The organism is Actinoallomurus sp. NBC_01490, assembly GCF_036227085.1.
Classification (GTDB): Bacteria; Actinomycetota; Actinomycetes; order Streptosporangiales; family Streptosporangiaceae; genus Actinoallomurus; species Actinoallomurus oryzae.
The window spans coordinates 2,928,771-2,943,837 of the sequence record NZ_CP109433.1 but is presented as its reverse complement, the minus strand read 5'-3'; the positions used below and the strand labels follow the sequence as shown (position 1 = coordinate 2,943,837).

At 71.1% G+C, this 15,067-nt stretch carries 13 protein-coding genes; 8 read left to right on the top strand and 5 right to left on the bottom strand.

Going from position 1 to position 15,067, the window contains the following annotated elements; genetic code table 11:
- Positions 1–92 precede the first annotated feature (92 nt).
- Entirely contained in the window at positions 93–1,103 is a 1,011-nt protein-coding gene (locus OG417_RS14175; RefSeq protein ID WP_329255425.1) for a LacI family DNA-binding transcriptional regulator, read from the bottom strand.
- A 102-nt stretch (positions 1,104–1,205) separates the two neighbouring features.
- On the opposite strand from OG417_RS14175, the gene OG417_RS14170 reads away from it, so the two are divergent.
- Positions 1,206–1,709, top strand: a complete 504-nt coding sequence (locus OG417_RS14170; RefSeq protein ID WP_329255422.1) for an NUDIX hydrolase — start codon at positions 1,206–1,208, stop codon at positions 1,707–1,709.
- A gap of 65 nt (positions 1,710–1,774) precedes the next feature.
- Positions 1,775–2,989: an RNA-guided endonuclease InsQ/TnpB family protein gene (locus OG417_RS14165; RefSeq protein ID WP_329255419.1), complete on the top strand. Its 1,215-nt coding sequence runs from the start codon at positions 1,775–1,777 to the stop codon at positions 2,987–2,989.
- On the opposite strand, the gene OG417_RS14160 is transcribed toward OG417_RS14165, so the two are convergent.
- A complete protein-coding gene (locus OG417_RS14160; protein WP_329255416.1) occupies positions 2,990–3,943 on the bottom strand; it encodes a quinone oxidoreductase family protein in 954 nt (317 codons plus the stop codon).
- A gap of 134 nt (positions 3,944–4,077) precedes the next feature.
- Here OG417_RS14160 and OG417_RS14155 point away from each other — a divergent pair, with 134 nt between their 5' ends.
- Positions 4,078–6,105, top strand: a complete 2,028-nt coding sequence (locus tag OG417_RS14155) for a HelD family protein (protein WP_329255413.1) — start codon at positions 4,078–4,080, stop codon at positions 6,103–6,105.
- 4 nt (positions 6,106–6,109) lie between these two features.
- On the opposite strand, the gene OG417_RS14150 is transcribed toward OG417_RS14155, so the two are convergent.
- Positions 6,110–6,757 carry a TetR family transcriptional regulator gene (locus OG417_RS14150; RefSeq protein ID WP_329255410.1) on the bottom strand — a complete coding sequence of 216 codons (648 nt, stop codon included), beginning with the start codon at positions 6,755–6,757 and terminating at the stop codon, positions 6,110–6,112.
- Between the two features lie 132 nt (positions 6,758–6,889).
- Between OG417_RS14150 and OG417_RS14145 the strand changes: the two genes are divergently transcribed.
- The 3 genes from OG417_RS14145 to OG417_RS14135 all read left to right on the top strand — a co-directional run bounded on the left by OG417_RS14145 (position 6,890) and on the right by OG417_RS14135 (position 12,009).
- Positions 6,890–8,479: an MFS transporter gene (locus tag OG417_RS14145; protein WP_329255407.1), complete on the top strand. Its 1,590-nt coding sequence runs from the start codon at positions 6,890–6,892 to the stop codon at positions 8,477–8,479.
- Positions 8,480–8,621: 142 nt separating this feature from the next.
- A complete protein-coding gene (locus OG417_RS14140) occupies positions 8,622–9,956 on the top strand; it encodes an MFS transporter (RefSeq protein WP_329255404.1) in 1,335 nt (444 codons plus the stop codon).
- Between the two features lie 331 nt (positions 9,957–10,287).
- The gene (locus OG417_RS14135; protein WP_329255401.1) at positions 10,288–12,009 is read left to right on the top strand and encodes a serine/threonine protein kinase; all 1,722 of its coding nucleotides are present in this window, start codon (positions 10,288–10,290) and stop codon (positions 12,007–12,009) included.
- Positions 12,010–12,028: 19 nt separating this feature from the next.
- Here the strand turns inward: OG417_RS14135 and OG417_RS14130 are convergent, their stop codons facing one another.
- A complete protein-coding gene (locus OG417_RS14130) occupies positions 12,029–12,553 on the bottom strand; it encodes an ATP-binding protein (protein WP_329255398.1) in 525 nt (174 codons plus the stop codon).
- Positions 12,554–12,678: 125 nt separating this feature from the next.
- Between OG417_RS14130 and OG417_RS14125 the strand changes: the two genes are divergently transcribed.
- On the top strand, positions 12,679–13,485 hold the full coding sequence (locus tag OG417_RS14125) for a GntR family transcriptional regulator (RefSeq protein ID WP_329255396.1): 807 nt from the start codon (positions 12,679–12,681) through the stop codon (positions 13,483–13,485).
- Here the strand turns inward: OG417_RS14125 and OG417_RS14120 are convergent.
- Entirely contained in the window at positions 13,448–14,407 is a 960-nt protein-coding gene (locus tag OG417_RS14120; RefSeq protein WP_329255394.1) for an alpha/beta hydrolase, read from the bottom strand. The two genes, OG417_RS14125 and OG417_RS14120, sit on opposite strands and share 38 nt — an antisense overlap.
- A gap of 62 nt (positions 14,408–14,469) precedes the next feature.
- Between OG417_RS14120 and OG417_RS14115 the strand changes: the two genes are divergently transcribed.
- Positions 14,470–15,057, top strand: coding sequence for a DUF1349 domain-containing protein (locus OG417_RS14115; RefSeq protein WP_329255391.1), 588 nt, complete (start codon positions 14,470–14,472; stop codon positions 15,055–15,057).
- Positions 15,058–15,067 lie beyond the last annotated feature (10 nt).

Genomic DNA, 15,067 nt, shown 5'->3' with positions numbered 1-15,067 from the left:
TGTCAGTCGTGTGAGGACGCCCCCGGCTCCGGTTCCATGCATCGGACCACTAAACCGGTTTAGCGTCAACAGGCGAACAGGTTGCGATCGGGTCAGCGGACCGGTCCGGTGCTCCCCCGCGGCGACAGGACCGCCGTCGCGTGGCAGGCGCTCGTCACCGGCCGCCCGGCGGCGAGGTCGGCCAGGCACCGCGCCACCTCCGCGCCGTACGCGGCGATGTCGAGGCCGACGGCGGTCAGCGGCGGGTGGACGAGGCGGCAGAGCGCCGAGTCGTCCCAGGCGACGATGGACAGCCGGTCGGGGACGCGGATGTTCATCTCGGCCGCGACGCCCAGCCCGGCCACGGCCATGACGTCGTTGTCGTAGACGATCGCTGTCGGCGGGGCGGAGGAGGCGAGCAGCCGCCGCGTCACGCGGGCCGCCGCGTCGCCGGTGTAGTCGGCGGTGCCCCCGGACGGCGTCACGCCCAGCTCGCGGGCGGCCCGCTCGAACTCCTCGTCCCGCATGACCGTGTGCCACAGGCCGGGCAGCCCGGCCACCCGGGCGATGCGCCGGTGCCCGAGCGCGACCAGGTACTCCATCACCGAGCGGACCGGGGCGACCTCGTCGTTCCATACCCCCGGCAGGCCGCCCAGGCCGTGCGGGCCGCCGACCACGACCGCGGGCATGCCGAGCTCGGTCAGGACCTTCGTACGCTCGTCGTCCACGCGCAGGTCGACGACGAAGACGCCGTCGACGCGGCGCTCGGCCCACCAGCGCCGGTACGTCGCCTCCTGCGTGCGGGCGTCGTCGGTCACCTGGAGCAGCAGTGCGATGTCGCGGCTCGACAGCTCGGCCTCGATGCCGGAGATGAGCTGCATGTAGAAGGGCTCGACGCCGAGCGTGCGGGCCGGCCGGTCCACGACGAGGCCGAGGACGCCGGCGCGCCCGCCGGACAGGGCGCGCGCGGTCCGGCTTGGCTGCCAGCCCATCTCGCGGGCGATGGCGAGGATGCGGGCCCGTGTCGTGTCGGACACGCCGGGGCGGTCGTTCAGCGCGAAGGAGACGGTGCTCTTGGTGACGCCGGCGCGCCGGGCGATGTCCGCGATCGTGGGACGCTTCATTCGGACTCCCGGTGGGCCGGCCGGACTTAACCGGTTTATCTAAGGAGATCACTGTAACGCGGCGCCTGGCCGCGGCCGTGGTCACGCGGGCATGCTGTCGGCATGCACGTGCGCTGCGTGGGAGCGATCGTCCACGACGCCGAGGGCCGTCTCCTGCTCATCCGCCGGGGGCATCCCCCGGGCGAGGGACTGTGGTCGCTGCCGGGCGGACGGGTCGAGGCGGGCGAGTCCGACGCCGAGGCGGTGGCGCGGGAGCTGGCCGAGGAGACCGGCCTGCACGTCGCGCCGGGCCGCCTCGTCGGGTCGGTCGAGCGCGCCGGTCCGGCCGGGGTGACCTACGACATCCACGACTACGCCGCCGTCGTGACGGGCGGCACGCTCACGCCCGGCGACGACGCGTCCGACGCCCGATGGGTCACCCCCGACGAGCTGCGCCGCCTCCCGGCCAGCACCGGCCTGGTGGAGACGCTGATCCGATGGAGGATCCTGCCGCCGGTCATCGATAAGTCCGGAGAAGGCCCGGTCCTTCAGGGCCGGGACGAATCCGGACCCCGGAAGGGGCGGCCCGGCACAGCCGGGGCACCCTCGAACACGAAGCGTTCATAACCGTCTTTCCACCCCTTTCTTCCGTTCGTCGTTACTGATCTTGTGGTGCTGCGATGCTTTCGAACGTGCGTACGAGCTACAAGATGCGGGCCTACCCCACCCCGGAGCAGGCGGCGGTGCTGAACCGCACGTTCGGCTGTGTACGACTGGTGTGGAACAAAGTCCTGGAATGGCGACGCAACCGCTACCGCACCCAGGGCATCGCGACCTCCTATGCCGAGACCGATCGCTATTTGACCGAACTGAAGCGGGACCCGGACCTGGAGTTCTTATGCGAAGTGTCCAGCGTGCCACTCCAACAGGGGCTCCGGCATCAGCACACGGCGTTCGTGAACTTCTTCGCCGGGCGTACCCGCTATCCCAGGTACAAGTCCCGGCAGGCCCGGCAGTCGGCGACCTACACCCGGGCCGCGTTTCGCTGGCGGCAGGGCCGTCTGTATCTGGCCAAGATGATGGACACACCGCTGGAGGTGGTCTGGTCTTGGCCGGATGTCGATCCAGCCGTGATCGTGCCGACGTCGGTGACGGTCTCGCGCGAGCCGTGCGGACGCTGGTATATCTCGCTCGCCGTCGAGGCCCCAGACCCCGAGCAAGCGCCGCCAACCGGCGCGGTAGTCGGTGTGGACCTCGGTATCAAGGACTTCGCGGTCACGTCCGGCGGCGAGAAGATCGCAAATGTCCGCCACCTGGCCAGACGGGAACGTAATCTGGCCCGTTACCAGCGGCGCATGGCCCGGAAGCAACGCGGGTCGAACAACCGCGCGAAGGCGAAGGCGAAGGTCGCCCGCGCACACCGCAAGGTCGCCGCGTCCCGCGGGGACCTCCTGCACAAGACCAGCGCGCGGCTGGTCCGCGATCACGACGTGATCGTGATCGAGGACCTGGCCGTGAAGAACATGGTCCGTAACCGGCGGCTCGCCAAAACCATCTCCGACTGCGGCTGGGGCGAGTTCCGCCGCCAACTGGAATACAAAGCAGACCGCCACGGTCGTCGACTGATCGTGATCGACCGCTGGCATCCCAGCTCCAAAACCTGCTCGGCGTGCGGGCACCTGCTCGCCGAGCTGAGTCTTTCCACCCGGGCATGGTGTTGCCCGTCTTGTCGCACCCTGCACGACAGGGACGTCAACGCGGCCAAGAACATTCTGGCGGCAGGTCTTGCCGTGTCGGCCTGTGGAGGTGACGTCAGACACCCGAGGTCCTCCCGGGTGCAGTCGCCACAGAAGCAGGAACCCCAGCCCGTGAGGGCTGGAATCCCTGTCCTTCAGGGCGGGGAGTAGTCAAGGGATGAGCAGCAGCTTGCCGGTGGTGCGGCGCGACTCCAGGTCGTCGTGCGCCCGGCGGGCGTCCTCCAGCGGGTAGCGACCGCCGACGTGCACCGACAGGTCGCCCGCGGCGATCCAGCCGAACAGGTCCTGGGCGCGCAGGGTCAGCTCCTCGCGCGTGGCGGTGTAGTGGGCGAGGGTGGGCCGGGTGAGGAACAGCGACCCGGCGGCGTTGAGCCGCTGCGGGTCCACCGGCGGCACCGGGCCGCTGGACGCGCCGTAGAGCGCCAGCATGCCGCGGGGCCGCAAAACCGACATGCTGTCGTCGAAGGTCGTCTTGCCCACGCCGTCGTAGACGACGTGCACGCCGCCGGTCAGGTGGCGGACCCGCTCGGCGAAGTTCTCATAGCGCACCACCTCGTCGGCACCGGCGTCGCGGGCGAGCTTCTCCTTCTCCTCCGTGGAGACCGTCCCGATCACGTGGCCGCCCCGCAGCTTGACCATCTGGGTGAGCAGCAGCCCGACGCCTCCCGCCGCGGCGTGCACCAGGGCGGTGTCGCCCGGCTTGATGGCGTACGTCGAGTGGGTGAGGTAGTGGGCGGTCAGCCCCTGCAGGAACACGGCCGCGGCCTGCTCCGGGTCGGCGTCGCCGACCGGCACGGCCCGGTCGGCGCGCACGACGGCGCGCTCGGCGTACGCCCCGTCGATCTCGGCCGACACCACGACGTCGCCGATGGCGGTGCCGGTCACGCCCTCGCCCACCGCGCTGACCCGGCCCGCGCCCTCCAGGCCGGGGATGTAGGGGAGGTTCCGGGGATAGGCGCCGGTGCGCTCGTAGGTGTCGCGATAGTTGACGCCGCTCGCGATGACGTCGACGGCGACCTCGCCGGGGCCCGGCCGCGGGTCCTCGTAGTCGGCGGCCCGCAGGACCTCGGATCCGCCGAACTCGGTGACGACGATCGCACGCATGTGACCTCCCAGAGCGGTGGTTCGATCCGTTTCGAACTTAGCGCACGGCCGGCGGGGAAATTGAGGTGAGCCGCCGCGTCGTCCGTACTACGTTGGTGACTTTGCGCTCCCCCACCGACCGGAAGGGTTCTGTCATGCCTGCCCAGGAAGCCGAGGACATCGAGGCCGAGATAACCGCCGAGCGCGATTATCTGCGGCGTTCCCGGGCGGCGCTGGGGCGGATGCGGGACAACGTCCTCACGCTGGACGCCTCGTCCGCCGGCGACTGGGTGTCGGCGGAGGTCCTGGCGGGCGAGCTGGCCAAGCGCGCGGAGGCGCTGCGCGACGACCCTTCGACCGCGCTGTTCTTCGGGCGCCTCGACCATCCGGACGAGCGCCTCTACATCGGCCGCCGGCACGTCCACGACGAGGGCGGCGAGCCGCTGGTCATCGACTGGCGGGCGCCGATGTCCCGGCCGTTCTACAAGGCGAGCACGGCCGACCCGATGGGTCTCGTGCTGCGGCGGCGGTTCGGCTACTCCGGGGGCGAGCTGACCGCGTTCGAGGACGAGGACTTCACCACGCAGGCGGAGTCGCGCATCCTCATCGAGGAGATCGAACGCCCTCGCGTGGGCCCGATGCGCGACATCGTCGCCACCATCCAGCCCGAGCAGGACGACATCGTCCGGGCCGGCGCCGAGCACACGCTGTGCGTGCAGGGCGCCCCGGGCACCGGCAAGACCGCGGTCGGCCTGCACCGGGTCGCCTACCTCCTCTACGCCCACCGCGAGCGGATGCGCCGCGGCGGCGTGCTCGTCATCGGGCCGAGCGCCTCGTTCCTGGACTACATCCGCGGCGTGCTTCCCGCGCTCGGCGAGATCAACGTCAAGCAGGAGACCCTCGACGGGCTGCTCGACACCGTCCCGGTCAAGCGCCTGGACGACCCCGTGACGGCGCGGATCAAGGGTGACGCGCGGATGGCGGAGGTGCTGCACCGGGCGGTCTGGAGCCACCTGCGCGAACCGGACGAGGCGCTCGTGCTGCCGCGCGGCACCCGGCGCTGGCGGGTCCCGGCGTACGAGATCGCCGAGCTGGCCGGCGAGCTGCGCGCCCGCGGCGTCCGGTACGGCGCGGGCCGCGACCTGCTCTCCCACCGCATCGCGCACGCGATCCTCATCCGCATGGAGTCGGCCGGCGAGGCGTGCGACGACCGTACGCACGAGGCCGTGCGCCGTACCCGGCCGGTGAAGGCGATGGTCGACCAGGCCTGGCCCGCGCTCGACCCCGTACGCGTGGTGATGCGGCTGCTGTCCGACGCGGACTTCCTCGCCGGGGCGGCCGAGGGCCTGCTCGACGCCGATGAGCAGGCCGCGCTGCTGTGGGACCGGCCCGCCCGGGGCCCCAAGTCGGCACGCTGGTCCCGCGCGGACGCGGTGCTGGTGGACGAGGCGGCCGACATCATCAACCGGACGCCCAGCCTCGGCCACGTCGTCCTGGACGAGGCGCAGGACCTGTCGGCGATGGAGTGCCGGGCGGTCGGACGGCGGTGTGAGACCGGCTCGGCCACCGTGCTCGGCGACATCGCCCAGGGCACCACGCCGTGGGCGGTCGGCGACTGGGCGACGCTCCTGCGCCACCTCGGCAAGCCGGAGGCGGAGCGGACCGTCCTGGACCGCGGCTACCGGGTGCCGCGCCAGATCATCGACTTCGCGAGCCGCCTGCTGCCCTCGATCGCGCCGGGCCTGGCCCCGCCGACCTCCGTACGCTCCGCGCCGGGGGCGCTGGAGATCCGCCGGGTCGACGGCGCCGACGCGGACGCGGCGGTCGTGGCCGCCTGCCGGCAGGCGCTCGCCGGCGAGGGCTCGGTCGGGCTGATCACGGCCGACGCGACGGTGCCCGCGCTCGCCCGGCTGCTGACCGCCGAGGGACTCGACCACGTGACGCTCACGGACGGCTTCGCCGGGGCGCGCCTGGTCCTCACGCCCGCGACGCAGGCGAAGGGCCTGGAGTTCGACCAGGTCATCGTCGTCGAGCCCGCGGACATCGCCGACGCCGAGCCGGTGGTCGCGCCCGGCGACGGCGGCGTCGCGCCGGGGCTGCGGCGGCTGTACGTCGTGCTGACCCGCGCGGTGTCGCACCTGACCGTGCTGCACACCCGCGACCTCCCGGCCGCCCTCCTCTGAGACCTCAGGGAGCGGCGGACCAGGCTCCGGGCAGGGTCTCGGCGGCGAGCGCGATGAGCCCGCGCACCCGGGGCACGACGTCGGCGGGCTCGACGACCTCGTCCCGTACGCAGGTCTCGTAGGCCACCCGGACGGCCGACATGAACGACGCGACCACCAGGTGGGGCCGCGGGTCGGTCACGACGTCGGTGCCCGCGCGCCGCGCGATGATCCGCGCCGCGGCCTGCTCGGTCTCGGCGAACCTTCTCAGCTGCCCGGCGGCGACGGCGGGCGTGCCGTCGATCAGGCGGTGGAGCTTGCGGAACCGCGCCGTGTCCGCCTCGTCGCTCTCCCGGATGGCCTCAAGGGAGACGTCGAGCGAGGCCAGCAGCGCGGGGACCGGCGGCTCGGCGGGCGGGCGCTCGGCCAGCGCCGCGATGAACAGGGTGTCGTAGCCGGTCAGCAACGACAGGGCGATGTCCTCCTTGCCGGCGAAGTAGCGGAAGAAGGTGCGCTGCGACACGTCGACCGCGGCGACGATCTCATCGATCGTGGTCGCCTCGTAGCCCTTGGCCAGGAACAGGTCGAGCGCGGCGTCGACCAGGGCCCAGCGAGTGCGCTGTTTCTTGCGTTCGCGCAGGCCGGCGACGTGGGCGTCGGTCATGCCTGCCATCGCGCTCTCGCCTCCCGTCCTCGTTCATAGTCTGCCATATGACAGCAAGTGACTGTTCAAGTGCGTTTGTCATTTGTCAGTAGCTGCCATAACTTCGGAGGAGGCCGCGCTCGTACCTATCGAGGGGGATGGATGTCTCAGCCGGTCGCACAGCACTCCGTACCCGCGGCCTCCGGCCGTACGGGCCGCCGCGGGCACGGCAACCCATGGCTGACGCTGGTCGCCGTCGCACTCGGCGTGATCATGGTCACGCTCGACACCACGGTGGTGGCGATCGCCAACCCGGCGATCTCCCGCGACCTCGGTGCGTCCCTCTCGGACCTGCAGTGGGTGACGAACGGGTACCTGCTCGCGCTCGCGGTGTCGCTGATCACCGCGGGCAAGCTCGGTGACCGGCTGGGTCACAAGCCGGTCTTCCTCATCGGCGTCGTCGGCTTCGCGCTCGCGTCGGCGGGCATCGGCCTGTCCAGGGACATCGGACTGATGATCGCGCTGCGCGTCATCCAGGGCGTCTTCGGGGCGATGCTCCAGCCGACCGCGCTCGGGCTCCTGCGCGCCGCGTTCCCGGCCGAGCGCCTCAATCTGGCCATCGGCATCTGGAGCGCCTGCATCGCGGCCTCGACCGCGGCCGGCCCGATCGCGGGCGGCCTGCTCGTCCAGCACATCAACTGGGAGTCGGTGTTCTTCATCAACGTCCCGGTCGGCGTCGTCGCCCTGGTGGTCGGCGCCCTGTTCCTGCTGAACGCCCGCGGCGGCGACCGGGGTTCCTCCTTCGACATCCCCGGCATCCTGCTGCTGTCCGGCATGCTGTTCACGCTCGTGTGGGCCGTGATCAAGGCGCCGTCGTACGGCTGGGCCGACGTGAAGACGCTGGCGTTCCTGGGCGCGGCCGTCGTGCTGCTCGCCGTCTTCGTCGTGCGCGAGTCCATGGCCCGCGAGCCGCTGCTGCCGCTCGGGCTGTTCCGGTCCGTCCCGCTGTCGGTGGGGGCCGTGCTGATGATGCTCATGGCCTTCGGGATGTTCGGCGGGATGTTCTTCCTGACCTTCTACCTGCAGAGCGTCCACCTGCTGTCCCCCGTGCAGACCGGCGTACGGCTGCTGCCGATGATGCTCGCGATGATGGTGGCCTCGCCCGCGGCCGGCGGGCTGATCAGCAAGGTCGGGCCGCGCCTTCCCCTGGTCGCCGGGATGGTGTTCGCCGCCGTCGCCTTCCTCGGGCTGACCCGCATCGGCGTCGAGGCGGGCTTCTGGGACATGACGCCGTGGTTCGCGCTGCTCGGCATCGGGCTGAGCCCGGTGCTCGTGGCCGCCACCGACATCATCGTCGGCAACGCCCCGGTCGCCCTGGCCGGAGTCGCGGGCGGTCTCCAGCAGGTGGCGATGCAGGTCGGCGGCGCGCTCGGCACCTCCGTGCTCGGCGCGGTGATGACCGCGAAGGTGGCGAACGTGCTTCCGGGCCACATGAAGGACGCCGGGCTGCCGGTCCCGACTCCCGCGCAGGTGGACCTGATGAAGGGGGCGATCTCCCAGGGCGTCGCGCCGGTGCCCGCGAACACCCGGCCGGAGGTGGCCCGGCTGCTGGTCCGGGCCAGCAACCTGTCCTTCATCGACGGGATGCATCTGGCCTTCACCGTCAGCGTCGGCATCATGTTCGCGGCCGCGCTGCTGAGCCTGCTCGTACGCGCCGGCCGCCAGGTGGAGGGCGCGGCGGCTCTCATCTGACCTCGTCACGGGCTTCGCCCTGTCCCCGAGATTGCCAACGATCCGGCGCGCTTTTCGTCACATTAGGTGCGTTCCGGCGCCCGAAACCCCGGGTAACGTCCTGTCGATTTCTCATCGAGCATCGGGGGCGACAGGAGGATTCATGGTCCTGGAGCCGGGCGAGGCACGGCGAGCACGCTCCCTCGACGACGACGAACGCGGGGCGCAGGTCCGGATGGCCGCGATCGCGAGCGTGGTCGGCACCTCGATCGAGTGGTACGACTTCTTTCTCTACAACACCGCGGCGGCGGTCGTCTTCAAAGACGTCTTCTTCCCGTCGTCGAGCGACTACGCCGGGACGCTCTCGTCGTTCGCGACGTACGCCGTCGGGTTCGCCGCGCGCCCCGTCGGCGCGGCGATCTTCGGGCACTGGGGCGACCGCCTCGGCCGCAAGGCGACGCTGATCGTCACGCTGGTCCTCATGGGGCTGTCCAGCGCGCTCATCGGCGTGCTGCCCGGCACGCACTCCATCGGCGTGGCCGCGCCGATCCTGCTGGTCGCGCTGCGCGTCCTGCAGGGCGTCGCGGTCGGCGGCGAGTGGAGCGGCTCGGTCCTGCTCTCGATGGAGTGGGGCGACAAGAAGAAACGCGGGCTCATGGCGAGCTGGCCGCAGATGGGCGTCCCGATCGGGCTCATCCTCGGCACGGTCGCGATGTCCTCGGTGGCCAGCGCGAGCGGCGACGCGTTCAAGAACTGGGGCTGGCGGCTGCCGTTCCTGTTCAGCCTCGTGCTCGTCGCGATCGGCCTGTGGGTGCGGCTTCGCGTCATGGAGACGCCGCTGTTCGCCGAGGTCGTGGAGAAGCGGAAGGTCGCCAAGGTGCCGGTGGCCGAGGTCATCCGGCGCCACCCCAAGGAGATCGTGCTGAGCGCGCTGCTGCGCTGCTCGGAGCAGGCACCGTTCTACATCTTCACCTCCTTCGCCCTGACGTACATGGAGAAGCACGCGGGCCGGTCCGACACGTTCGCGCTGAACGCGGTGGCGGCCGCCGCCATCGTGGCGCTGGTCCTCATCCCGCTGGCCGGGCACCTCAGTGACTCGATCGGCCGCAAACGGGTCTACGCCGCCGGGGCGCTCCTCACGGCGATCATCGCCTTCCCGTACTTCGCGCTGATCAATACGGGGATCGGCGTGGTCATCTTCCTCACCGTCATGCTGTCCGAGGTGCCGCACGCGTTGCAGTACGGGCCGCAGGCCTCGCTCATCGCCGAGGTCTTCCCGACCAACCTGCGGTACGGCGGCGCGGGCATCGGCTACCAGCTCGCCTCGGTGATCGCCGGCGGCCCGGCGCCGCTGCTGGCGACCTGGCTGCTGCACGACTACGGCTGGTGGGCGATCTCGGCGATGATGGTACTGGCGGCCGTCCTGACCCTGATCGCGACCGCCCTGCTGCCCGACCGTTCGCGCGTGGACATCACCGACGACGCCGTCTACGCGTAGCCATCGACCAGGTCACCTGTCACGGAGGTGACGAGCGGCGGCGGCCCATGACCGGGCCGCCGCCGTTTACATTTGCCAATGTTCATTCGCCATTGCCATCATCTGGACGGGTTCGCCCGTCAGTCTTGTCGATCGTTGCACGGGGAATCCGCAAGGAGTCCGGATCCGGCTGATCTCGGCGCCGCTCCATCGACCGTCACGGCCGCCGCGGTTTCCAATTGTCAACCTTCGTTCGCACTTGCCAGCAATCATGGGGAACCAAGGCGGTCCGCCCACTAGTCTTATCGACTGTTGACACGGGAGGATCTGGACCGCTGTGACCGAAAACCACGTGACAAGCCCTTTGCGGCCCAGCGATCCGCAGCGGCTTGGGGACTATCGGATCGTCGGGCGGCTCGGGCGCGGGGGGATGGGCATCGTCTACCTCGCCGAGTCCGCGGGCGGTGAACGCGCGGCGGTCAAGGTGATCAGTCCTGAGCTGGCCGATGATGAGACCTTCCGCGAACGGTTCCGGCGGGAGGTCGAATCGGCCCGCAAGGTGCGGCGCTTTTGCACCGCCCCGGTACTGGACGCCCAGCTCGAGGGCGAGACCCTGTTCATCGTCACCGAGTTCGTCGACGGCTCGGACCTTCAAGAGTTCGTCACCGCCAGCGGCCCCATGCGCGGCTCCAGCCTCGAACACCTCGCCGTCGGCGTCGCCACCGCACTCACCGCCATCCACGGCGCCGGAGTCGTCCACCGCGACCTCAAACCCGCCAACGTCCTGCTGTCCTCGGTCGGCCCCCGCGTCATCGACTTCGGCATCGCCCGGGCTCTCGACACCGTCTCCGGCGCCACACGCACCGGCCAGTTCATCGGCACCCCGGCCTACATGGCCCCCGAGCTGATCTCCGGCGCCAAGGCGTCACCGGCCTCGGATGTGTTCGCCTGGGCCTGCGTGGTCGCCTTCGCCGGCACCGGACGCGCTCCCTTCGACGGCCCCACCGTCCCCTCCGTCCTCTACCAGATCACCCACGGCGAACCCTCGTTGGACGGCCTGGACGACGGCCTGCGCAACCTCGTCACCCGCGCCCTGTCCAAAGACCCCGCAGCCCGCCCCACCGCACAAGAACTCCTCGACGTCCTCACCGGGCGCCCCCACGCCGAAGCCGCCGCCACCGCCGAAACCATCGGCCGCACCTGGGCCCACACCGTGCCCGACGGAGCACAGGCGCCACCGGGCGTGCCCCCGCAGGGAGGCCCGACGCAGGCATGGCAGCCACCCGGCGGCCCCACGCAGGCGTGGCCGCCGCAGGGAGGGCCCACGCAGGCGTGGTCGCCCCAGTCCCAGCCGGCGTCGGGCGGCCGGCCGGTCTGGCGACGGCCGCCCGTGCTGGCCGCGGCCGCGGTCGTGCTGGTGATCCTGCTCGGCGTCGGGGTGTATCTGGACGCGCACGACGGCGGGCCGCCGTCCAACACCGCCACGGTCTTCTCGGACGACTTCTCCAACACCGACTCGGGCTGGTCCGGCTCGATCTGGATCTCCGACAGCGGGTACTTCCAGAGCGGTTACCGCATCGACGCGGGCGGCAGCGCCTACACGGAGCGCTGGTCGAAGGCTCCGGTCGACAAGGCCCCGGACAAACTTCTGGTCAGCACGGACGCGACGGTCAAGCAGAGCCCGCCGTACGGCCAGATGGGGGTCTACTGCCGCGGCGACGGCGACGGCAACGTCGATGACTCGTCCTCCTACGACTTCTTCGTACGGGCCGACGGGCGGGGCGTGCTGATCCGCAAGGAGTCCGGGAAGGCGGGGTCGAAGGAGCTGGTGCAGAAGAACAAGGCCCCGGGTTTCAAGAAGGGCAAGAAGAACCGCCTCCAGGCGGCGTGCGAGCAGGACGGGAAGAAGGTCCACCTGCGAATGTGGGTCAACGGCAAGCTCGCCGCCGAGACCACCGACGGCGACGCACCGCTGCCGAGCGGCGGCGTCGGCCTGATGAGCCGGCTGGAGAACGGCAGCGACAACGGCACGCAGGTGCTGTACGACAACTTCGACCTGTCCAAGATCGACTGATCTCACGGCCGCCGCGGTCTCATAACTCGAACCAGTAGGTGAGGCCGCTCTCGTCGGCGCGGAAGCCGGATCGGGCCGCGAGCCGCCGGATCAGCAGCACGCCGCGGCCGCCCTCGCGGAGCTCGCCGTCCGGGCGGAGGTCGCCGCGCTCGCGGATCGTCGGGACGGTGTCGGCCCCGCCGTCGCCGACCTCCACGCGCAGGCCCGCGGCGGTCTCGGCGACCGCGACGGTCACGGCCGGGCCGGTGGCGTGGATCACCGCGTTGGTGACCGCCTCGCTGGTCAGCAGCACCGCGGTGGCGGTCTCGGGCCGCTCGCCGAGGACCTTGGCGACGAACCGGCGGGCCGTCGCGACCTCCTCGGGGCGGCGGGCGAGCGTGATCGAGCCGAGCACCGGACCGGCGGCTCGCGCCGGGCCAGCGGCCGCCGCCGCGTGGGTTCCGGCCGGGACGCCGGGCCGCTCACCGGGGGCACCGATCTCGCCACCGAGGCCCGTTTCGCCTATATCACGATCGCCGGGATGACCGAACGGTGTTTCGCGCATGGCGGCATCACACCTCAAGCCGAGGTTTAGAGAGGGTAAAGAAACTATGCTGTGAGCATACGACCACAATGTGTGACCATGCAACAGGGGGCCGAGTTCGTCTCGAACACCGGAGTGCCGACGCAGTGAACCTCAACACCCTCCACGAGATCGCCACGATCTCCGACCCGATCGAGCGTGCCTGCGCGCTCGGCCGCGCCATGACCGAACAGCAGAGCCTCGTCGAGGAGGCGGCCCGCATGCGCCGCCAGGCGATCGCCGAAGCCCGCGAGAGCGGCCATCGGCTCGAAGAGATCGCGAGTGTCCTCGGCGTCTCTCCCGGCCGCATCTCCCAGATGCGCAAGGGCCCGGCGTCGCGCGCCCCGCAGCCGCCGCCGGATACCAGGCCGCAGGTCATCGTGCACCGCGCGCTGCCCACGACACCGGGCGCCCTCGGCAACGGCGCCGCCTTCGTCACCGCCGCCGAGCGGCAGGGCGTACGCCCCGGCCACCGCATGCTGTTCGTCGGCGCCGAGCCGTCGAGCGAGCACGTCGCGACGTGTCTGCGCGTGCAGACGGGCGACGAGGTCATCGCGCGGCGCCGGCTGATCCTCGCCGACGACGTACCGGTGCGCCTGGTCACCTCCTACTTCCGCGCCGACCTGTTCGCGGGCACCTCCGTGGCCGAGCCGGACCCCATCCGGCCTTCGCTGCGCGAGTGCCTGGAGGAGCTGGGACACAGCTTCGGCCACGCGGAGGAGACCCTGATGGCCCGTCCAGCGACGCGCCCGGAGGCCGACGCCCTGCAACTCGACCTGGGCGAGTGGGCCGTCCAGGTGCTGCGGGCGTCCTACTCCACCGACGACACGCCGGTGCACATCCTCGAGTCGATCTGCGCCGCGAGCCGGCACATCTTCACGGTGAGCCAGGAGGGCGGGGAACAGGAGTTCTGACATCCAGGTAGGCCGCCAGCCAGCGGTCCAGCTCAGCGAAGAACCGCTCCCGTACCGGCGCCGCGGACAGGCACAGGTCGTGCAGGCCGCCGTCGATCCGCACACAGGTGACGTGCGGCCCGAGCCGTGTCGACCAGCGGGCGATGTCGTCGGCGTTCAGCACGGCGTCCGCGCTGGTCATGTCGTCCTTCTTGCGCCGTGCGCTGCGCGTGGAGGCCATCACGAGCACGGGCACGTCGACGGCCAGCCCGGCGTGCGCCTGCCGGTGCGCCCGCAGGACCGCGGCCAGCCAGCCCAGACGTACGGCCCCCTTCTCGGGCTTCCAGGCCAGGTCGAAGTCCCATTCGCCGTCGTGGTCGCGGTGGATGGTCCGCACGTACGACTCCGACAGCCCGCGCGGGATCACGCCCTTGGGCCACACCCGGGCCGCCGCCCGCACGAGCGGCCCGGCGAGCACCCGCGCGGCAGCCGGGACGTTCAGCTCCAGGAACGGGCTGTTGAGGAACAGCCCGTCGACCAGTCCCCGGCCGCGGACGCGATCGGCCCACAGAGCGGTGATGAGCCCGCCGGTGGAGTGCGCGTTGATCAGCAGTACGTCGTTGTCCTCCCGGATGAGGCGTACGGCCTCGTCGAGTTCGGGGAAGTAGTCGGTCATGCTGCGGGCGAAGTACGGGGTCTGGTGCGGCAGCAGCGACCGGCCGTACTTGCGCAGGTCGAGCGCGTAGAAGCTGTAGCCGCGCTCGACGTAGAAGTCGGCGAGGTGCGCCTGGAAGAAGTAGTCGACGAAGCCGTGGACGTACAGCACGGCCTTACGCCCGGGCGCACGGCGCCGGACCAGCGTCGCGACGACCTCCCCCTCGGCGTCGTCCTCGAAGGTCAGCCGGAGCGCCTCGTAGTCCGCGCCCAGAACATCCGGTTCCATGACGGATGAGCGTACGGTCAGACTCGTTCCGAGAACACGACCGGGATCACAGGAGACCGAACATGGACGGGCGCAAGGCTGTCGGGTGGTCCGACGCGACGTGGCTCAACCCGCCGCCGCACGCCGAGGAGGACGGGGACGCGCTGCTGGTCACGACCCGGCGCGAGAGCGACTTCTGGCGGACGACGAGCTACGGCTTCGTGCGAGACGACGGGCACGCTCTGCTCACCGGTTTCCCGCCCGGGTCCGCGGTCGAGGTGGAGTTCGTGGCGCGGTTCGAGGAGCTGTACGACCAGGCCGGGCTCATGGTCCGGGTCGACGCGCAGAACTGGATCAAGGCCGGGATCGAGCTCAGTGACGGGTTGCCGCAGCTCGGCGCCGTCGTGACGCGCGGGGTCTCGGACTGGTCGGTGGCACCCGTACCCGAATGGTCCGGGCGCCGGGTCACCGTACGGGCGAGCCGGGCCGGTGACGCGGTCACGGTACGGGCACGCTGCGAGGACGAACCGTGGCGGATGGTACGGCTCGCGCCGCTCGACCCGGACGCGACGGCGGCGGCCGGGCCGTTCTGCTGCTCACCCCAGCGCGAGGGCCTGACCGTCCGGTTCACCGGATTCGTCCTTGGACCGGCCGACGCCGCCCTGCACTGACGCTCCCGGC